Raw genomic sequence first — 21558 nt, forward strand, 5'->3', positions numbered from 1 at the left:
ATCGTGAGTAAAACCATACTAGTTAAAAAATGTTAAAGGTTAAAGATGAACATGAAATGCGTAATTAATATTTTATTAGTGGTTTTTATTTCGGCTTGCGGCGGCGGTGGTAGTACAAGTAGCCCTGAACAAAATACCGTAGTGGTTCAGCCACCCACTACTTTTACAGGCGTTTTTATAGACTCTTCAGTAGAAGGACTTCGTTATCAAACGACAACTCAGGAAGGAATGACAGATCCTGATGGCCAATTTATTTATCAATCAGAAGAAGAAGTTACCTTTTCAATTGGCGGTATAGTGTTTCCTAAAGTTATCTCACAAAGCATTATTACCCCGTTAGAGATATTTGAAACTACTGATATCAATAATTTGTCTGTGATAAATGCGTTACGACTTTTACAAACCATTGATTTTGATGGAGATGCTGACAATGGCATTCAAGTTACTCAAAGTGCCCATGACTTATTTGAAACAGTTTCTGTTGATTTTTCCTCTTTAGCGTTTGCTACCCAAGTAGATAATTTACTGGCTGATTATGATGGTTTTTACCAACAACTAATTTCAGAAGAAATGGCGGTTTATCATTTTCAACAAACCCTTGCAGAATTAAATAACCAAGAAAGTGTGAATTGTGATGCCACTCATAGTTCAGTTGGGCAATATGGTTATTTTGAATCGTTAGCGCATGGCGTATCAGGACGAGCAGAGATTATTGATAACTGTACAATAAAAGTCACCGAATTTTATTACGATGGAAGGGGCCCTAAAGTTAACTTTTATGTGGGCCAAGATCATGATTATACTAGCGACAATGCCTTTGCCATAAGTAGAGAAATTAACGGACCATCATATGAAAATGCAGAGTTTACTTTGCGATTACCCAATGATAAATCGTTAGATGATTTTAATACATTAAGTGTTTGGTGCGTTGAATTTAGCGCGAGTTTTGGGCAATTACAGTTCACTCCATAAATTATATTACGCTTTCAATTTGGCTATCAGTGGATAGATAGCCAAGCCTCAGGCATAATCCTTTCGTTCATTCTTATAAAACAAACATTAGAAAGTAAAATAGGAAAGATTATGATCCATAGTATGACCGCTTTTTCACGCGTAGAAGTGAAAGGTGATTGGGGTAACGCCGTTTGGGAAATAAGAAGTGTTAATCAACGCTTTTTAGAAACTTACTTTAGATTACCAGAGCAATTTCGCAGTGTTGAACCGGTATTAAGAGAACGTTTTCGCAAAGCGTTAAATCGCGGCAAAGTGGAATGTGGTTTACGTTTTAATGCCAACCCTGCTACCAAAGGTAAGCTTTCATTAAACAAAGACTTAGCCTCACAATTATTAGAGCATGCCAGTTGGGTAAACGAGCAAACACTCAATAGCCAAGTAAATCCTATCGAAATAATGCGCTGGCCAGGTGTGATGGAAGCTGAAGAAGCTGACATGGACAGCATTCAAGCCGACATTTTAAAAGGGTTTGACCAAGCACTAACTGACTTTATCGCCGCTAGAGCAAGCGAAGGCGAAAACATGAAAGCGCTTATCGAGCAACGATTAGACGCCATTGTTGACCAAGCAGAAAAAGTAAAAAGTCATATGCCAGAAGTCATTCAATGGCAGCGTACGCGCATTATCGACAAATTTACCGATGCCAAAATTGAACTTGAATCAACCCGCGTTGAACAAGAACTCGTTATGCTTGCGCAGAAAATGGATGTAGACGAAGAAATTGATCGGTTATTTTCACACGTAAAAGAAACCAAAAGTATTCTTAAAAAAGGGGGGGCTCAAGGCCGCCGCTTAGACTTCATGATGCAAGAATTTAACCGTGAAGCGAATACCTTAGGCTCTAAATCAATCAATGCCGATATCACAAATTCAGCCGTAGAATTAAAAGTGTTAATTGAGCAAATGAGAGAGCAGATCCAAAATATCGAATGATGTTTCAACCTGTTTCACGCTGTGAAAAATAACAATAAAAACCGCCACTTAGGCGGTTTTTATTTTTCAGGCTGTTTACTAGTTATACGCTTTGTTTCAGAATGGTGGTGACATGAATGGTGACATAAACTTAAAAACACCACTTTTTTTAGCCATTTTTCTAAATTATGTCACCACTTTAAGCTTAACTAACTGAGTAATATAGAAAAATGAATGACAAACAAGTTAAATCTCTGATTAAACAAGGTGAACACGGCAGACACGCAGTAGGTAACGGTTTATATCTACGTATTGCTAACAACAGCATTGGTTACTGGGTTATTCGATACTCCATCAATAAAAAGCGCCGAGAAGTAACAGTTGGGAAGTATCCAAACTTATCTTTGGCTGACGCAAAATTTGAAGCTGCGCGAATAAAAGTTGATGTTAGCAATGGCATCGACCCAATAGCAGAGAAAAAACGCAATGAAACGCAACAATTCAATACGGTTGATGATCTCGCTAGCGACTGGCTTAAAGAGTGTGAGAAACGCCTTAAACACCCCAATATACCACGGCGGGTGTATACCAAAGATATTGCCCCTACAATTGGTGAGCTAGGTATTGATCAAGTAACGCCTCGTGATATCCGAGCAATTATTAATAAAATAACTGAAAGTAATCGGCCAACTATAGCCAATGATTGTTTGATGTACTGTAAACAGCTATTTAGGCACGCTATAAAGCTCGATTTACGTACTTCTAACCCCGCTGAAGCATTTACTGTAAGTGATGCCGGAGGCGTTGAAAAAAGCCGTAGCAGAGCATTATCAATTGATGAGCTTTCATTAGCGTTTAAATGCTTACGTGAAAACCATAACCAATTTACTCGTGAAAATTATTTAGCTGTTGCACTACTTCTTTGTTTAGGTGTACGAAAAGGCGAACTGGTGGCCGCCAAATGGCAGGAGTTTGATTTCAACGAAGCTCTTTGGCATATTCCACAAGAACGAAGTAAAACCGGGCGTGGAATATCAGTACCGCTATCACCTATTGTTATTGAATGGTTAAAAGAACTTCAAGTTAGGGCTTACGGCTCAGAGTTTGTTTTTCCCAATAGACGAGCAAGCAAACGTTTTGGACATATCAGCCCAGACACCATAAATGCTGCTGTTCAAAAGTTATTCCGTGAAGAAAAAATGCCTGTTGAACATTTTACGGTGCATGATCTTCGCCGTACTTGTCGAAGCTTATTAGCTGAAGCTGGTGTGGCTGGTCACGTTGCTGAAAGATGCCTTAACCACAAATTAAAAGGAGTTGAAGGCATTTATGATCGATATGATTATCTGGATGAGAGGAGGACAGCCTTAAATGCACTGACCATCAGTTTAAGCGTTTATATAAATTAGCATTTTATTAAATTTATAGTCTTTATTACATGGTACTTACGTCACTTTTCCTATCAATGAGGTCTGATTTTAAAATATCTTTAAACAAAACTATAAGTCAGTCCGCTAGTCGCACTTGTATTTTTACTCCAATAAGTGGGCTTTATTCGAGGTGAAATCCAATTAACAATGAGGTCAAATTGCCAAAGAAAACACTAACAGAAGAAATTAAATGTGAAAAGGTACTTATTATCAGCTAATCTTATAAGTTGATAATAAGTACCTTTAACCTTCTATGAGCTGTGCCTTTTTCAAATTAAATTATTGGTATTGTAATGTCATTAATGAATTGTTTTAACCTATTAGTTTATTGTTATTTGATTTTCTCGCCTAATGTTTTCGCTGCTAAAGAAGTCTCTAATGCGATAAGTGTAATAGACTTGTACCCTTGGGGGCATTCTCCCGCTAACCCCCAAGGTATTGTTCCAGAGTTTCTTCAGTTATTATCCGAAGAAACTGATACAATGTACCAAGCAATCATCAAGCCTTATGCTCGCGTAGAAAGTGATTTACGACATGGTAAAACTGAATTTTCTGTATTGGCAGGAGGAGCTAATAATAGAGAGGATTATGTAGTGCCCGGACCGGTCATCTATGAGCTTAATTTTGGGATCATCGTTAGGAATGACAGCGATATAAATTCACTTCATGACTTAGTCGGAGCTCATATTGCGATTATGAATGGATTAAAATTGTCTGATTGCTTTAATTTTACTGAGTTTAAGCCAAGTTTCGTGACAAACTGTCACTCTCAAATCACTGAGTTTTATCGCGTACCGGTGCTTAATTATCACAGGGGGCTAATGATGCTAGATGCTGGTCGAGTAAAAGGCGTAATAGTTTCGAACTCTACTATCAAAAGACATCTGAGAAACCTGAAACCCGAGGAGAAACTGTCGAACATAGACGAGTACTCGGACATATTGGAATTGGAAAAGGTGCCGGTGCAAGTCATTTATTCTAAAACTAGCTATAATGAGAAACGCGTAAAAAAAACAAACGCCGCCATTGACGCCATGTTGAATAATGGCCTTAGGAAAAAAATTCGTTCCGTATTGAATCTATAACTAGTCTTTGGAATTCACGTTTCAAAGAATCAGTATCTTGTTTTTAATAGCTAATTTTTATAATTTGTGAATCTAAATTTAGACATTGGAAAACCTGCACCTTAGCCAACAGCAAGTGTCACTTCTGTTAAAAAAATCAAAAAGTTTTTCTAAGCCCAACTGGCGTTCATTATATCTGGTTGAGGGAAAACATGAATACTGTGGCAATGCGCGCTCAGTAGGCCTGACTAGCTGAAACTGCTTAACTAAGAACTAGCTAGTTTAATAACTGGCTGATATCCTATTTACCACAAAGTCGCACGGTAATTAGACCGACTAGACCGACAATTTCCCTTGGTAACTAATACATTTTAAATAGTGTAACAGTAGACATACCTCTCTAAGAAATCTAAACCCTTACTCAGACATACTAATAACGCGCTAAAAATATCCAAACTCTACTTATTACTCAAAATACCAATAGGCTTTATCGTTGGTTTCTCCATAAGTAATTCTTCCGCATTGGCCATTAATAACTTAGCGATATCCCCATTAAGGTGAACTTGTCTACCCTCTTCATCATGGAAGGTATCAAAAATACCGAATGTTGACTCATCTATCTGAAAAGCGTACCAAGTAAGTGTTTGCTCTTCCTTTTCTGCCAAAATAATAGCGTTTGAAATTAATTGACCAACATCAGCCTCTTTTCCTGGCTTAGCTTTTAGTGTAACTAAGAAACCTAAGTTCTTACTTGGAATCTGATTACTCACTGGCTCTGCAAAGGTGTACAAACTAAACATACTAATAAGGGCGAATACCACCCCAATAACTTGACTCTTGTTTTTATTCATTTATCTCATTTCCTTCATTATTAAATAGTTGTATATGGCTAGTCATCAATCTGCTAACCACAACACAAAATTTACCCATATCAAATCTAATTGGAAACAGCATTGGCGTATATTAACTTTCAAAATATTTTTGATAATAATTCTAATGAATGGCTGTTTTTTAGTTACAACAACAAGCGTAGATTTAGTGCGTCGATCGAGACAAACACATTAATTAATAATCTAAGGTTCAATCAAATGGCTAAGCTAACAATTGTTGCAAATATTATTGCTAATACAAACAAAGTTGAATTGGTAAAGGCTGAGTTATTAAAACTCATAGAAATCACACGTGCAGAGGAAGGGTGTATTAATTATGACCTGCACCAAGATAATGAAAATCCAGCACATTTCGTGTTTTACGAAAACTGGGAGAATCGTGAATTATGGCAAAAACACATGGCAAATAATCATTTGAGTGAGTATATGAAAGCAACTGAAGGCGCAGTGGCTGAGTTTACGTTAAACGAGATGTCAATTATTGGTTAATAAGACAGAGCTCATATTTTTTACTATACCCGCACTGAGAATAGTTCAGTGCGGTGTTATAGCTTAGGAAGTTACACTTTATGAAAGTAAAGTTCGATCACATCTCTTTGTCTGCTAAAAACCCGGAAAAAATGAAAGACTTTCTGGTTTCGCTTTTGGGTTTATCAGTTGGAAATCGTGAAGGGTTACCTTTCGATGGATACTTTTTGTATTTGGGTAAAGACGATGTCATTCATATATTTGGAAAACAGTTTAATTCAATAAAACATAATCAAAACAGTTCGGAGAATCCAATTGTAGATCATGTCAGTTTTTTCTCTGACAATTCTATTGAATTGATGAATCGAATCAATCAACTGGGGGCTCCTTACAAAATAATATCAAATGCGAGTTTAGGCTTTAAACAATATTTTGTTCAAGCACCAGAGGGGTTGGTTATAGAAGTTAAGGTGGAGCATTAGAATAATATGGAAGCGCTATTAAATGACTTTTATATAGTCGCATATGAAGCTGGAGCTGAAAACCTCCGAATTCCAACATGGGCCAACCGCAATACGAACCCCCTTAAATTGTCACGTTCATTCCAAGAAGTGAAAAGAAAAGAGGTGTCGGGGGTGCCAGGGGCGTTTATTTTAGAAAATGTATTTTCTACTGATGAAATAGAAAAGTTTATAAAAGTTTCTGAATCATTACAGTACCAAGCAGACGCAGCGGTTTCATTACCGAGAAATGTGCGGCATAACGACAATGTTACTTGGGTTGTTGATGAAGAAACCGATCAAATTATTTGGGATCGAGTAGGGACACTTATTAACAGTAATACAAAGATATTCAATGATAAGTCTGCGGTGGGTATAAACGCGCGATTTCGTTTTTACCGATATAAGGACGGTGACTATTTTGATTTTCATACAGATGGTTCTTGGCCAGGCAGTAGGGTTGTGAATGAAACGCTTATCCATAATCATTATTTAAATCAATGGAGCCAAATGACCTTCCTTATTCTCCTGTCTGAGAACTTTGAAGGAGGGGCAACACAGTTTCTAACCGACAATAACTCTTCTCCTGCTCCAACAAGAAAGCTGCATGATGCTAAAGTAAATTCAGTTCGAATGTCGGCTGGTAGTGTTTTGTGCTTTCCACATGGAAATCATCCGTTGCATTGTTTACACGCGTCAGAACAAGTTACAAAGGGCGTGAAATATATCATTCGTACAGATGTACTTTTCGAACTCTAATACTTTGGGAGACCTTATGATAACTGATATTTGGTTTTATGTTGCAGCTATCCCAGCCGTATTTTTATGGTATGGGGAAAGGAGGTGTTGGAGTTCGCACGGATGTTTGGGCTGTAAATAAGATTTCTCAGGAGTTAATTTATAAAATAAGTTATTTAATCTCATTTATTACAGATATATAAATGACATTCTTTTTACTTTGACAATCCTTAAGGCGGGTGATACGTAGCGCACCCTATTAAAGTATTTTATTTTCAGTTAGCTTATTAATAACATCATTCGTCTTTTTCTTTAAGAAGTCTCGCAATAGCCTTACAGCTGGTGTGATAGTTTGTCTGCTAGGGCAAACTATCCAAAGCTCTGTCGATGTTGGCTCATAATCCTTCATAACCCTAACTACCTTTTTAGCTAACAAGTCATTAGACATGTCCAAACAAGATTTTTTAGCTAGGCCTTTTCCGGCAATACACCAACGCCTTACCAAATCAGCGTCATTGGTTTTTCTATTACTAACGGCTTTGACTTTGAAAGTTTCATTATTGCGTGAAAAACGCCAATGGGAGTCGACTAATTCATGTAATTGATATAACAGTGCGTTATGTTCCGTTATATCTTGAGGTATCTTAGGTTGACCGTATCGTTCTATATATAGTGGTGCGGCACACAACACTCTTCTTACATCACAAATTTTGAACCCATAAAGGTTCTCATCGACCAAAGAGCCGTAACGAATTGCTATATCAACAGAATCTTTGTAAAGGTCGATATTCCTGTCTGCAATATGTATGCTTAACTTTATGTCCTGATGCTCTTCTGTGAACTCGTCTAACCAAGGAAGTATTATGTTTCGGCCTAAATCCGAGGGAACAGACAGCCTTAACTCACCACTTATTACGTCTTTTTCAGTGCGTACATTTTGTTTTGCAATATTGAGTGCATTTAAACCCTCCATACACTGAGGAATATACCTCTCTCCAGCAGTAGATAATCTAAGTCGCCTAGTCGTTCTGATAAAAAGCTCTGCACCCAGTTCACGTTCAACTCTTTTAATAGCCACACTGGCTGTAGCTGTGCGCATATTCATACTCTCAGCCGCCGCTGTGATGCTCTTAAACTCAGCAACTCTTAACACAATATTTAAATCTTCAAGTAACATAATGAATGAATAAAGTTGCCTAAAAAGAAAAATTAGACATTAGTTATAAAGTTTATCAACAACTTTTTCAAATATTTTTAGATAATGAATCAAATAGTAAGCTGTTTTTTATTGCTAATTAAACGACTACCCTTAAATATGTTACTTGAAGGATGCAGAACTAAGGCAAACCTAAAAGATTCATTTGTACACAAAGCTAAAAATAGAGGAAATATAATGAAAGTACTTAAGAGAAGTTTATTATCTGTGGCAGTTGGTTTGACAGTGATTGTATCATCGCCAATTAAGGCGGTCGAGGTCGGTGAATTAGAGGCAGTAACACAATTTAACGATACGCGTGGTGGTGGGATTACCGTTACGCCAGACGGCCGTATTGTTATTAGCATGCATCCTTTGGATAACCCTAAATATAGAGTGGTAGAGGTGATGGCGAATGGGACGAAAAAACCTTTCCCAACGGTTGATTGGGCTGATGGGCCGGAGATCGGTAAGGTAGGGCTTACGTCTGTAATCGGTGTACACACTGATTCAAATGGTATTGTGTGGATTTTAGACATGGGTAGCGAAACGACGCCCGCTCAGTTTATCGCCTGGGATAGTGTGAAAAACAAACTTCATAATACTATTATTATCGATCAAGTAGCTTTACAGCCGAATTCATTTATCCAAGATTTCGCTATCGATGAAAAGCACGGTAAGATTTATATTGCTGATATGACGTTTGGCAATTTTATGGGAGCGACTAAGCCAGCAATAATTGTTGTTGATGTGAAAACAGGTAAGTCCAAACGTGTCTTGGAGAATACTGAACAATTAATGCCTGAAGATATCGATATTGTTATTGAAGCTTCATTATTGGCATCAAAAACCAAAGAAGGTAAAACCAATAATTTGCGCTTTGGTTTAAATCCAATTGCAATTGATGAAGCAAACAATTGGTTATATTTTGGCGCGTTTAGTGGCACAAAAATATATAGGCTACCAACGTCACTGATTGCGGATAGCAAAACCTCTTCCAATAAACTTAAGAAAAGCATTGAAGTATTTGGCCCTAAAAATCCAAGCGATGGTATTGCATTTGCGCCAGGAGGCGGAATTCTTGCAACCGACTTAGAGAATAGTGCGATTGGTTTGACAACTAAAGGCAAATACCAAACATTGATCAAAGATAAAAAGTTATCATGGCCTGACAGTCTTGCTGTGAGCAACGGCTATATATATGTAACACAAGATCAGTTGCACCAACACCCCGCATTTAGTCAAGGGTTAGGTAATGCCAAGGCCCCTTACACACTTTATAGGTTCAAGTACCAACCTTAGTAAATATTGTTTAGTGGATGCACTAATGTATCCACTAAACACAGTGGTCATATAGCGTTAGGATTTATGATGAAACTTTATATTTATAAACATTGCCCCTTTTGTGCACGTGTGCGTTTTATTGCGAGACAATTAAAAATTGAGATAGAAGAAGTTGTTATTGAATTTGATGATAGTGCTACCCCAATAGATTTAATTGGTAAACGTAGCGTACCAATACTCGTTGCAGATGATGAAACTGTAATGGCAGAAAGCCTAGATATCATCGCGCACTTTAAATCTCTTGCTGGAATATCAGTCCCACAAAAACCAGAGTTAAGTACCTTGGAGTGGCAATCTGCTGCCTTTCCATTAATTCAACAAATTGGTTATCCGAGATGGCACCTACTGGGTTTAGAAGAGTTTAAAACATATTCAAGCCGGCTATTCTGGAAAGAGCGTAAGCAAACACCTGAATTAAAATTTGATAATTTATTAAAAAATTCGACAGCAATCGTATCGAAGATTAATAGTCATATTGAATTACTCGAGTCCAACCACAAAATGCTATCTGATTTACCACTTTTGGATCAAGCTATTCACTTCTCTTTATTAAGGGGACTTTACAGCACGACCGATATAAAGAATACAACCGAAGCTTACCACTGGGTTCAGTCAAAAAGTGAGGAATTGGGAATAGAGTTACTGGTAAGTTCCAATTACTAATAAGGAAGACTTTAATGAATTATCCGACAAACAAAACCATTATAATTTGGGTAAAATAGAATTTTAGTTTAACAGTCATAATTCCACTAAATCTGAGCCACTAGAAACTTAAGGTTAATATCTTAAGCTAAAATAAAGATATTAATCTTTAATACAAAAGGTTAAAGAATGTATGAATAAAGTAAATCAATTATTCACAGGGTTGCTTATATTTTTGTTTATCGAGAGCTTAATTTTAGGCTTTGTCTATAGCACATTAGTATCTGGCCTTATCATCGGTTTACCAGCAATGCTCGTATCGATTTATTTTCTTAAGTCAGATCCAAACTCAGTATTAACAAAGCATGTATGCGGTGTAGCCGTAATGATTTTCGCAGCACTCCATATACACCAATCCTTTGGGTTGATAGAAGTTCACTTTGAAATTTTTATTTTAATGGCGCTATTAATTATTTTTCAAGATTGGAAAGTTTTTGTCACAGCTTTAGTAACTATTGCAATTCACCACCTGTCTTTTTACTACCTTCAAACAAATAACTCATTGGTTTACGTCTTCGATCCAGACCGATTGATGTTTAGTACTGTACTCATTCATGCATGTTATGCCACCGCTGAGGCATGTGTTGCAAGTTATATAGCAAGCATAATGAAGACTGAAAGCGTTACTGGTCAAGAGTTACAAAGAGTGGCTGAAAAATTAACTGAAAACAGCAGTTCAATTGACTTAACGATTAGAGCTGAGGCAAAGGGAAATAAGACGCTACTGGCTTTTAATAGCCTTCTTGATGTTATAGAAAACTTGATTGGTAATATTAAAAAAGAGGTCATTGAACTGAATAATAATTATCAAAATTTAGAAGAAACAAAAACAGATCTAGACAAATCCTCTGATGATACCAATATGGAAACGAATATGATTGCAACTTCCGCTGAAGAAATGGCAGTTACTGTATCATCAATATCGCAGGAGACCCATGGCTTAAACGATCAAATGCAAGACGCAAACGTATATACAAAAAATACAAACGAAGGAATTGTAAAAATAACATCACAAAACCAAGACCTAGCCACCTCCCTAGAAGATACCAGCGCTCAAATATCAGAATTAGTCAATTCTGTTAGTGAAATATCAGCAGTTTTAACCGATATAAGTAGTATTGCAGAGCAAACAAACTTATTGGCATTAAACGCTGCTATCGAAGCTGCAAGAGCAGGTGAGCAAGGCAGAGGCTTTGCAGTTGTAGCGGATGAAGTTCGCGCCTTAGCAAATAGAACCAAAGATAGTACAAATAAGATCAGTGACACCATCGCCAGCTTAGAAAGTTATTCTCAGACATCAACTGAATCAATGTCTAAAAGTTTAGAAGTTGTTAAAGAGGTCATTTCAGATGCTGAGAATGCATTAGAGCAGGTCAAAAGTGCAAGTCGTATCGTTGATACCGCATCACAGGTATCAATTAATGTAGCCGCTGCGGTAGAAGAACAGTCTACTACGACTGACAGCATAGCTCAAAGTACTGAGACACTCAGATCTACTGTAGAAAAAAATAAACAGAATGTTATTTCTCTAGGTATTGAGTCTCACAAGCTAAGTGATACCGCTGCTAAATTAGAACAAAGCATTTTATGTTTTCAGTAAAGGTGAAAGTAGATAAATTTCAAGTAGCACTTTTTTTTTCTTGGTTGGCTTTTACTGCTTGTGCATTTATTTTCTTGACAATTGAACGTATCGCAGAGTTCGACCCAAATGGCGTTTTAGAGAATACCTCTAGAGCTGAGCTTGTAAATAGAATTTTTGCAAATAATCAGCCTTTAAATAATGCAAGTACAATTGTGAACTTTTATCAGGCTGATTGTGCCTGTAACAGTGTTAGTCAAAATCATATAACTCAACTAGAACAGGTTGCTAAGAAGAATGGCTATGAATTTGTCAATGTGGAAGCCAGTGATAAATATTCAGTTCCTTCAACGCCTTCTATTGCTATTATCGGAGAATCATCTGAGTTAATTTATTTTGGTCCCTATGGCGAGGGACTTGGCTGTACACAAACAAATGGTTTTGCAACGACTGTTCTTGAAAACCATTTAAAGGGCTTTTCAGCGAACCTAATCATCAGCTCCGCAAAAGGGTGCTATTGCAACACGGGAAGTTAATGATGAAACATATACATTTTTTTAGTTTTGAAATTGATAAAAGTACAGCTTTATTAGAAGAATATAACCTAACATTAGTGATTGTATCCTATTTAGTCGCTGTTCTTGCTGGCTACTCAGCAACGTTAATCAATGACTTTATCACTACCAAACAAAAGGAAAGAAATGTAACTTTAATTAAAGTCGCTGGAGGTATCACTCTTGGGATTGGAGTCTGGTCTATGCACTTTATCGGTATGCTAGCACTCAACCTTAAAATGCCAATCAAATATGATGCTCTAACAACACTAATTTCGATATTACCAGCTATTCTAGCATCAATAAGCATTATTCATTTCCTTAACTTTGAACAAACAACTAGTAAACAAATAATTTGTAACGGACTACTATTAGCAATTGGTATCTCTGCTATGCATTTTATTGGTATGGCCGCCATGACGATTAACGCTGTAATGGTTCACGACCCAATTATATTTGTTGTTGCTATTCTAGCATCTTGGTTTATGGCCACTATAACAATAGCTTTAAAGCTTAAAAAAATAAGTTTTGTAAATAGATTAAGTCAAAGCATGACAAGTTTTTTAAGTGCTTTAACATTTGGATTTTCTGTTGCCACTATGCATTACATTGCTATGCAATCAGCTTACTTTTTCCCTACTATCCAACAGTCACAATTAAGTGGTGTAAATATTGATTTACTTGAAAAAGCTGTGCTTTCAGGAATCGTATTTTTATTGTTATCTCTGTCAATTGTTCTCTATTTTAAAAATAAAATAACCATTCTTAACGACCGAGCTAAACAAAAGGACATTCAAATATTAGATACCGTTGAAAACATGTCTGAGCCTTTTGTTTTTACAGATGAGAATGGAAAAATTTTATTGGTTAACAATAGCTTTAGGAATAATTTTGAAAAAGTAAATAAAACCATAAATATTAAGGAACTTCTGCGACAGTTTGTAAATGACTATGTTAGTAATAACGAAGCATTAATTGAACTAGCTAACAAAGAAGCCTTTGAAGTAACTTTGCGAGCAATCAACGATAAAGTTTGGCTTTTTCGAAAAGCTAAAACAACCTCAGGTAACTATATTTACACATGGATAGACATAACCTTTGAAACAAAAAGACAAGAAGAGCTAATACAGGCAAAAGATCTATCTATTAAAACGCTGGAACAATTACACAATACGCAAGAAAAGTTAGCTGAAAGTAAACGACTAGCCTCTATAGGAAAGTTAGTTAGCAACGTCGCTCACGAGCTAAATACACCTTTGGGTGTTTCAATCACGGCACTATCTTGCCTAAAAGAAACAACAGAAACACTATCTAAAGCATATAGTGAAGGAAAGTTAACCAAACAGAGTTTAAGTAACTACTTTAGTGAATTCGAAGAGTGTGAAAGGCTGACAAAGACAAATTTAAATAGAGCATCAAAGCTTATAGAACGTTTTAAGCTTATTTCAAAGGAGCGATACCAAGACGAAAAGTCGAAAGTTAATTTAGAAGAACTTTTCAATACCTTAAAACACTGCCTTAATAACGAAATTAATGACATAAAAGTCAACGTTAAATTTGAAGTGTCTGGTGTCATTCAAATAGAAACCTACCAAGATTTACTGCTACAGGTTATACGAATTCTCTTTGAAAACACTATAGTACATGGGTTTCACCAGCAAAATGAAGGAGACGTTACTATATACGCTCTAGAAGAGCCTGAGCATGTATTAATTGCCTTTAAAGATTCTGGTAGTGGTGTGGACAATGAAATTAAAGATGTGATTTTTGAACCATTTACTTCATCTAAACGGTTTGACGGAAACACTGGTCTAGGATTACACATAGCTCACAATATTATCTATCAACAGCTCGGTGGAGAGTTATTTTTAAAGGAGTCTAATTCAAAAGGTTCTTTATTCCATATTTTATTGCCTTTGACCCTTCCCGCTAAATTTTGAAAATTTACCTCATTGAGATAATTCATATTTTGACAGGCTCCATTTTTGGTACAATTTACTCGATAAAATGAAAAGTGGATCCCATCCTTTAGATACTGATCTTAATTTCTTAACTGAACAATCCTTCGTTAAGCGGCAAGCCTCTCAGTGGCATGGTATAACTTTGGATAAGGTCAATTCAGATCACTTTCTTTTGATCTTTCTCCAATAATTTTTGAAAGTCTTTCAAAACCCCTCCTGTTTACAAAAAACAAAAATCGTCCAGAATTGGAATAATTAAGGTTATTGTGGGTCAAAATTTTTTAATTATAAGAAAGAGCTGAACTACAATTCCGATTATAAGGTATAAAAAGTGAAGAACCTTTTAGCGACGCTAAGTTGGTTTTTGAGCAAGCCAATGTAGTATTTGTGTCATGAATGAAGAATGTGTGTACGAATACAGTAATGAGTTAATGGCAGATCTTTCAGGGGTAAGTTTAGAGATTATGATTGGCAATTCACAGACTGAAGTGATGCATTATGCTTTTGATAACAAGACAGGTGTCAATATAAAAAAAGTGATATTAATGAGTAATTTAACTCCATGAAAGAATCGCAATCAAAAAACACGCGAAACGAATTTTGCTACCTATACTGTCGCTAATTGTTACTTTCGCATGAGTAGATTAACACTTGAAAGTGGTTATCATGTTGCTATAGGCATGGAAATTACTGAACTCGAAAACACTAAAAAAGAATTGGTTGAGATGGTAAGGGTTTGTGAAATATTAGCCACAACCGATGACCTGTCTCAATCACTAAACAGACGGACATTTATAGGTAAGGTAAATGAAGAGGTTGCGAGGAGTAAACGTTATAAAGCCCATTTTTCCTATTAATGTTAGATATCGATAAATTCAAATTGGTCAATGATACCTATGGTCACCCAACTGGGGACATGGTAATTAAGCAAACAGCACAACTGTGTTCAAATTTGTTGCGAGATACAGATTACCTAGGCCGAGTGGGTGGTGAAGAATTCGCGATACTACTACCTAATATGGGTTTAGGTCGTAGCAAAATAACTTGCAGAAGGATTAATGACGCAATTGCTAATACCTCATTTAAAACCAGCGAAATTACTTTCAATATAACCATTTTTATAGGCCTAACTGCCTATAAAAATGGTGTTCAAGAGGCTGCCAATTTGATGAAGCGAGCTGACTCAGCGCTATATTGTGCAAAAATGGTGGGCGTAACCAATACCAAATAGAAAAATAAAACAATAGAGCAAAAAAAAGACAGAAGTTTGAAGGGATGTTATATGGAAGTTATTAAAGCAAACAAATTACTAATAGCGCAGCAAGAAGTTATCGGTAAAATTGCATTGGCCGATTCGTTAAAGAGTAGCTTAAACGTTCTGTGTCAAGCCATAGATGCTTTTTGGGGCTCAGTTGCAGTAGCGTCGGTAATGGTCAAAAGAGAAAATTATTTGCAGGTAAAGTCTGCACCCAACTTACCTGTAACATATTTAGAATCGTTAAATCATGTTCGTATCGCGAGTGATGGTGGAGCCTGTGGAAAAGCTGCTTTCTATGGGAAAACACACGTATCTAAAGATATTAAAAATGACCCATGTTGGGAGCAAGCACAAGTAGATAAGGCATTGAAACATGGTTTTTCTTCATGTTGGTCTATCCCAATATTCGCTTCAACAAAAGAGGTAATTGGGACTTTTGCAATTTATTTTCCGTCAGAAAATACGCCAACAGATAACGATTTCGAGTTTATAGGTTATTTTACTCACCTTGCTGGAATTGCAATTGAAAGTGATACCCGTCGCTCCCAGGAATTATTGTTAACCCAACAGCTTGAAAGAGCTAATACGCAATTTTTAAACATTACAAAGGTTATTCCTGATGTCGCAATATTACTTTCCGAATCAGGAGATTATATAGAGCTTTACGGCCAAAAAAACTTAGAATTACACGTTCATACCGATGAGATTATCGGAAAGAATGTATGTGACTTACACAGCCCTGCTACAGCTAATAAAATAACGAATACAATACAACGCGCTCTTTGTTCGAATTCGGTGGAGTCACTAGAGTATATTATTTCTTGGAATGGGGTAGACAGGCATTTTGAAGGACGAGTAGTCAAAGTACCCGAGAATGTTTTTACAACAGAAAGAACTGTTTTGTGGCTAGCTCGTAACATAACTGAAAAAATAAAACGTAAAGAACAAATTGAGTCGTTGGCAATGCAAGATTCATTAACCGGAATTGCAAACCGTAGGTGTTTAAACCAACGAATTCAAACGGCCTACCAACAAGCAAAAACTGGGCAATTTTCAACTGCGGTACTTTATGTGGATTTAGATAATTTCAAAGACATTAATGATATGCAAGGGCATGGAGTTGGTGACTGTGTTCTTCAAAAAGCAGTTGAAACACTATCAAGTAATTTACCCCCAGACATATTTCTGTCAAGAGTTGGTGGAGATGAATTTGTAGTGTTAATTCAAGAAGAAAACTATCACACTAACACTACGGCATTATCGTATGCTGAAAAAATTTTAGAGCTCTTGAGTAAGCCAATTAGTATTAACAATGTAGCGTATTTCTTGGGTGCTTCAATTGGTTATTACTTAATTGACAACTCTACAAAACCGGAATTTGACGCCATAAGCTTTTCTGATATCGCTATGTACGAGGCTAAAAAAAGAGGGGGGGGGCAAATTGTTTGTTTTGAACCGTCGATGCTTGCTAAAAAAGCCGAAAGGTTAGAGCTTGAACGAGCGATATTAAACTCGTTGAAATTTGAGCATTTTTATACTTTGTTTCAGCCTTTGGTTGATAGTAATGGTAATGTTTTAGGGGCGGAAGCGTTATGCCGTTGGGAGCACCCTAAGCTAGGTTATATTACCCCTGATACATTTATACCTATCGCCGAACATCTAGGGGTCATTTTTGATTTACAAGATCGGGTGCTAGCAGATACGTGTCGCCTACTAAAATCTGTCAATAGAGTATTAGGTGATCAAAATTTTAAGGTATCGATAAATATAAGCTCTATTCTACTTAAAAACCAACAATTAAAATCACGTATACTTGCCACTTTAGAGAAATTCAACATAACTCCAAAGCAACTAAAGCTAGAAATAACGGAAACCACATTGGTTGAAATAAGACGCACAAGTTTAGATCAATTAAAGGAGCTCCAACGGTTGGGAATGACAATTTCTCTAGACGACTTTGGCACAGGTTACTCTTCTCTATCGTATATAGATACTTTGCCGGTTGATGAGCTAAAAATTGATGGCTCATTTATTAAAAGTATGATGGCATCAAATGTAAAATTATCTTTGGTCGATACAATTATTAATTTAGGTAAACTTTTAGGTTATAAGGTAGTGGCCGAATGTGTTGAAACTCGAGAGGAGCTTGCATTACTTAAAGAAAAAAGTGTTGATCTTTTCCAAGGGTATTACTTTTCAAAGGCATTAAACAAAAAGGACATATTGAACTATATTACTACTAACGAACGCAATATGGTTTTATAATGTATAACCCGATAATGCAAATGAATTGGAATATTTTGTTCCTATCATTATTGATACTGTGCTCTTTCTCCAGTTCTGGAAACAATGCAACCTGGATTATTTATGGGGAAAATTATCCACCATATTCATATCTATCGAGTGGAAAGGCCGTCGGCTTAGCAGTTGATAAGGTAAAACAAATATTTGAGGATGCGAACATTGACTACCGAATCGATATAGTTCCATGGGCAAGAGCGCTACATCATGCGAATAAAGATAAAAACACAGCGATTTTTTCAATTATAAAGACGAAAAATAACAAAGAGCACTTCGAGTGGTTGAGTGTTACTCATGATGTAGACATATATTATTGGTGCTATAAAGAATGCCCTAGGGATAGTGAAATAGACAAAGTAAATGTAGCTTATACACGACACACTGTAGTAGCAGATTTAATGAGAATGAATGAGCGTAAAAAGCGCATGGAATTTCAGCTATCAAGCTATAAACAAGCATTTGAAATGTTAATGAAAAACCGAGTAAAGGTAGTATTGCATCCAGAAAGTATATATCGTGAATTTATAAAGAATAATACCAATGTTGATGAGAAAAATATCGTCAGGGGACCTTTATTTCACAGGGCACCAGCGTACTTGGCATTAAATAGATATTCTAATCGTTCACAAACTCAAATATTAAGGAGCACATCTATTAAGCTAATGTTAAAGGAGGAAAAAGTTAACTAAATGAGAATCTGACAAAGTGTTACGGACATCACATGTTAATTATGCGTATTTTCTCCAAAGTTAAGCTTGAACTAAAAATACAGTATATGTATGCAGTATCAAATTAGCGTCAACCAATAAAGGTGTATTATTTTATATGAATACGCTATCAATAAAAAAAACTAAATGTCCGACTTACCCGCTATAAAAAATTAAGTTAATCATACTTGTTCAACCTTTTAGTTTTAGAACTGCTCCTCACAAGTGATCAACTAAAACTCGTGATTACAATAACTTCAATTAATCCCCTAGCTAACTTTCTATAGCATAAGTGTTTTATCTAATATTTTTTGAAAATTAATCAATCTAAACACTGTTTCCTAAATAGGCTAGATAGTCATAATTAATAGTTGCACGTTTATAAGGAATACGTTGAATGAAAAAGATACTGATAAACTTTGCTCATCCAGCAAAGTCACGATCAAATATAAATATCGCATTACGCAATGCGGTTAAAGATATAGAGGATTTAACAATTAACGATCTTTATGCTAATTATCCAGACTTTATGATTGACGTTAAGCGAGAGCAATTATTGTGTGAACGCCACGATATTATTATTTTTCAACATCCGCTTTATTGGTACTCCACACCAGCGATTATAAAGGAGTGGTTAGATTTAGTGTTAGAGCACGACTGGGCATATGGCTCCAAGGGAAAAGCATTAGAAGGTAAATTGTTTTTTCAAGCCATTACTGCGGGTGGTGACGCTTCAACGTACCAAAAAGATGGGTACAATGAATTTACTTTAAAAGAACTTACTGCACCTCTCAGAGCAACAGCCAAACTTTGCAATTTAAGTTGGCTTCCGCCATTTGCTGTAACAGGAGTTCATAGAGGTTTAGCTAAAGGTAAAGTTGAGAATTACTCAGCAGAGTATCGCCGCACATTAATTGCTTTGCGTGACTCTTCTTTAGACATTAATAAACTACAACAACAAGAAACCTTAAATGATAATACGCCAATAACCGTGAGCAAATGATATGGAAGCTTTTTTATTACAGTTTTTTATTTTTTTAGCAGCTTCGGCTATATCGGTTCCTATCGCTAAGAAATTGGGGTTAGGCTCAGTCTTAGGCTACCTAATGGCAGGCATAGTTATTGGCCCATTTGGCGCTTCTTTAATTCACGATTTAGAAGAAATCATGCACTTCACAGAATTCGGTGTAGTGATGATGCTATTTCTCGTTGGCCTCGAATTAAAACCAGCGATGCTCTGGCAACTTAAAATACCAATAGTGGGATTTGGAGGAATGCAGGTTGTCATTACAAGCTTACTCATTTGTTGTATCGCTTATATTCTTCTTCCATGGCAACAAGCAATAGCAATTGGGCTTATATTATCGCTATCTTCAACCGCAATAGTTTTACAAACCTTGCAAGAAAAGGGAAAAATGAAAACAGAAGCTGGCCAGTCGATATTTGCAGTTTTGTTATTTCAAGATTTGGCAGTGATCCCCATGTTGGCCATACTTCCTTTACTGGCTACGCTATCTACTTCTGGTGGAGCTCATCATGATTCGGTGTTATTTGATATTAGTGTTTTACCAAACCATATACAAATACTAGTGACTATTTCGGCTATTGCCTTCGTGCTTATTGCGGGTAAATTTGCTTGCAAACCTATATTCAGGGCCATTGCAAAAACCGGGGTTCGTGAAATCTTTGTTGCTGCCGCTTTAGGGCTTGTTATCGGCACGTCTCTTCTGATGATGATGGTTGGTTTATCACCAGCGTTAGGCGCTTTTTTGGCGGGTGTTGTACTGGCTGATAGTGAGTTTCGTCATGAGTTAGAAAGTGATATTGAACCATTTAAAGGACTACTGTTGGGAATTTTCTTCATTTCAATTGGTGCAAGCCTAAACCTCTCTCTGATCAGTAATAAATTAGCACTTATTCTAGGCTTAACCTGCGGACTAATCGCGATTAAAGCTTTGGTATTAGTCGTAGTTAGCAAAGTATTTAATATTAGTTATGCTGAGCGAGGGTTATTTGCTATTGCTTTAGCTCAAGGCGGCGAGTTTGCGTTTGTGTTATTTCAACTTGCTAAAAGTAGTGGCGTTTTACCCATTGATGTTATTGAACCTTTGATCTCGGCAGTAGCTATTTCTATGTTTCTAGCCCCAGTAATGTTTGTTATTCATGAGAAAACGTCTCAAAAACCTGGAGAGGAACAGAAAGAAGAAACTAAAGACATTATCGAAAAAGGTGAACATAATGTCATTCTTGCGGGCTTTGGTCGTTTGGGAACCGATGTTGGTCGTTTTTTAATATCTGCGGGCATAAAACCAATCATTCTCGATCATAACGCCAGTAATGTGAGCATTTTGAGAAAATTGGGATTTGAGGTTTACTATGGTGATGCGACAAGGCTTGATTTGCTAGAGTCAGCAGGTGCTGCTACGGCAGAATTGTTGATTATTACGCTGGGCGATACGGAGTCAACTAAACAGCTTGTTGAACTTGCCAAAAAACACTATCCGCAATTAAAAATAGTTGTTAATGCAAATGACCGAGAAGCTGTATTTGAGTTTATGGATTTAAATATTGCCAGTATCTACCGCGAAACATTTGGCACGGCTTTAAACATTGGGCAATCAGCGATGAAACAGTTAGGCATTGACCCCTATGAAGTACATCGTCTTAAGAACATTTTTCATAAGAAAGATGTCGATATGATGCCAGAGTTATACAAACAAAGGAGTGAAGAAGAAAATTATATTTCTTTATATCAAAAACACCATGAGCATTTAGAAGAATTAATGAAGTTAGATAATAACGAAAATTTAATTTCGCTTGATAAAGCTTGGACCGCTAAAAACCCAGAGCTTTAACCATCGATTGCATAGCTACGTCGAGAAATGCCTTTGAGTTGTTATGCTAATTTACTTGCTCCTACCAAGAGCGTATCACTTTACTA

The 21558-nt window shown here is 36.5% G+C and carries 20 protein-coding genes; 18 read left to right on the top strand and 2 right to left on the bottom strand.

Annotation, left to right across the window (positions count from 1 at the left end; translation table 11 throughout):
- Positions 1 to 51: 51 nt before the first annotated feature.
- From Q4493_RS06440 to Q4493_RS06455, 4 genes are all read left to right on the top strand, one after another.
- On the top strand, positions 52 to 972 hold the full coding sequence (locus Q4493_RS06440) for a DM13 domain-containing protein (RefSeq protein WP_303450482.1): 921 nt from the start codon (positions 52 to 54) through the stop codon (positions 970 to 972).
- A gap of 111 nt (positions 973 to 1083) precedes the next feature.
- Positions 1084 to 1947, top strand: a complete 864-nt coding sequence (locus Q4493_RS06445; RefSeq protein WP_303450485.1) for a YicC/YloC family endoribonuclease — start codon at positions 1084 to 1086, stop codon at positions 1945 to 1947.
- 209 nt (positions 1948 to 2156) lie between these two features.
- Positions 2157 to 3335 (top strand): site-specific integrase, encoded by a 1179-nt coding sequence (locus tag Q4493_RS06450; RefSeq protein WP_303450487.1) that lies wholly within the window; start codon positions 2157 to 2159, stop codon positions 3333 to 3335.
- Positions 3336 to 3649: 314 nt separating this feature from the next.
- Complete coding sequence (locus Q4493_RS06455) at positions 3650 to 4441, top strand: transporter substrate-binding domain-containing protein (protein ID WP_303450489.1); 792 nt, start codon at positions 3650 to 3652, stop codon at positions 4439 to 4441.
- A gap of 437 nt (positions 4442 to 4878) precedes the next feature.
- Here Q4493_RS06455 and Q4493_RS06460 read toward each other — a convergent pair whose 3' ends face one another.
- Positions 4879 to 5271, bottom strand: coding sequence for a putative quinol monooxygenase (locus Q4493_RS06460; protein ID WP_303450492.1), 393 nt, complete (start codon positions 5269 to 5271; stop codon positions 4879 to 4881).
- A 237-nt stretch (positions 5272 to 5508) separates the two neighbouring features.
- Between Q4493_RS06460 and Q4493_RS06465 the strand changes: the two genes are divergently transcribed.
- The 3 genes from Q4493_RS06465 to Q4493_RS06475 all read left to right on the top strand — a co-directional run bounded on the left by Q4493_RS06465 (position 5509) and on the right by Q4493_RS06475 (position 7037).
- The gene (locus tag Q4493_RS06465) at positions 5509 to 5799 is read left to right on the top strand and encodes a putative quinol monooxygenase (RefSeq protein WP_303450494.1); all 291 of its coding nucleotides are present in this window, start codon (positions 5509 to 5511) and stop codon (positions 5797 to 5799) included.
- Positions 5800 to 5879: 80 nt separating this feature from the next.
- Complete coding sequence (locus Q4493_RS06470; RefSeq protein ID WP_303450496.1) at positions 5880 to 6260, top strand: VOC family protein; 381 nt, start codon at positions 5880 to 5882, stop codon at positions 6258 to 6260.
- 108 nt (positions 6261 to 6368) lie between these two features.
- Entirely contained in the window at positions 6369 to 7037 is a 669-nt protein-coding gene (locus Q4493_RS06475; RefSeq protein ID WP_303450499.1) for a 2OG-Fe(II) oxygenase, read from the top strand.
- A gap of 238 nt (positions 7038 to 7275) precedes the next feature.
- On the opposite strand, the gene Q4493_RS06480 is transcribed toward Q4493_RS06475, so the two are convergent.
- Positions 7276 to 8193: a LysR family transcriptional regulator gene (locus Q4493_RS06480; protein WP_303450502.1), complete on the bottom strand. Its 918-nt coding sequence runs from the start codon at positions 8191 to 8193 to the stop codon at positions 7276 to 7278.
- A gap of 216 nt (positions 8194 to 8409) precedes the next feature.
- Here Q4493_RS06480 and Q4493_RS06485 point away from each other — a divergent pair, with 216 nt between their 5' ends.
- From Q4493_RS06485 to Q4493_RS06535, 11 genes are all read left to right on the top strand, one after another.
- Complete coding sequence (locus tag Q4493_RS06485) at positions 8410 to 9513, top strand: L-dopachrome tautomerase-related protein (protein ID WP_303450505.1); 1104 nt, start codon at positions 8410 to 8412, stop codon at positions 9511 to 9513.
- A gap of 69 nt (positions 9514 to 9582) precedes the next feature.
- Positions 9583 to 10218, top strand: a complete 636-nt coding sequence (grxB, locus tag Q4493_RS06490; RefSeq protein WP_303450507.1) for a glutaredoxin 2 — start codon at positions 9583 to 9585, stop codon at positions 10216 to 10218.
- A 172-nt stretch (positions 10219 to 10390) separates the two neighbouring features.
- Positions 10391 to 11857, top strand: coding sequence for a methyl-accepting chemotaxis protein (locus Q4493_RS06495; protein WP_303450510.1), 1467 nt, complete (start codon positions 10391 to 10393; stop codon positions 11855 to 11857).
- Positions 11845 to 12372 (top strand): DUF6436 domain-containing protein, encoded by a 528-nt coding sequence (locus tag Q4493_RS06500; protein ID WP_303450513.1) that lies wholly within the window; start codon positions 11845 to 11847, stop codon positions 12370 to 12372. The genes Q4493_RS06495 and Q4493_RS06500 overlap by 13 nt, the downstream gene beginning before the upstream one ends.
- The gene (locus Q4493_RS06505) at positions 12372 to 14330 is read left to right on the top strand and encodes an MHYT domain-containing protein (protein ID WP_303450515.1); all 1959 of its coding nucleotides are present in this window, start codon (positions 12372 to 12374) and stop codon (positions 14328 to 14330) included. The genes Q4493_RS06500 and Q4493_RS06505 overlap by 1 nt, the downstream gene beginning before the upstream one ends.
- A 428-nt stretch (positions 14331 to 14758) precedes the next feature.
- A complete protein-coding gene (locus tag Q4493_RS06510) occupies positions 14759 to 14917 on the top strand; it encodes a hypothetical protein (protein WP_303450518.1) in 159 nt (52 codons plus the stop codon).
- A 290-nt stretch (positions 14918 to 15207) separates the two neighbouring features.
- Positions 15208 to 15582: a GGDEF domain-containing protein gene (locus Q4493_RS06515; RefSeq protein WP_303450520.1), complete on the top strand. Its 375-nt coding sequence runs from the start codon at positions 15208 to 15210 to the stop codon at positions 15580 to 15582.
- Positions 15583 to 15633: 51 nt separating this feature from the next.
- Positions 15634 to 17874 carry an EAL domain-containing protein gene (locus Q4493_RS06520; protein ID WP_303450522.1) on the top strand — a complete coding sequence of 747 codons (2241 nt, stop codon included), beginning with the start codon at positions 15634 to 15636 and terminating at the stop codon, positions 17872 to 17874.
- Positions 17874 to 18599, top strand: coding sequence for an ABC transporter substrate-binding protein (locus Q4493_RS06525; protein WP_303450525.1), 726 nt, complete (start codon positions 17874 to 17876; stop codon positions 18597 to 18599). Before Q4493_RS06520 ends, Q4493_RS06525 begins: the two co-directional genes overlap by 1 nt.
- Before the next feature lie 415 nt (positions 18600 to 19014).
- Entirely contained in the window at positions 19015 to 19620 is a 606-nt protein-coding gene (locus Q4493_RS06530) for an NAD(P)H-dependent oxidoreductase (protein ID WP_303450526.1), read from the top strand.
- Position 19621: 1 nt separating this feature from the next.
- On the top strand, positions 19622 to 21472 hold the full coding sequence (locus Q4493_RS06535) for a monovalent cation:proton antiporter-2 (CPA2) family protein (RefSeq protein ID WP_303450528.1): 1851 nt from the start codon (positions 19622 to 19624) through the stop codon (positions 21470 to 21472).
- Positions 21473 to 21558: the final 86 nt, after the last annotated feature.

Origin of the sequence: Colwellia sp. 1_MG-2023, from assembly GCF_030546755.1 — a bacterium.
Lineage (GTDB): Bacteria > Pseudomonadota > Gammaproteobacteria > Enterobacterales > Alteromonadaceae > Thalassotalea_H.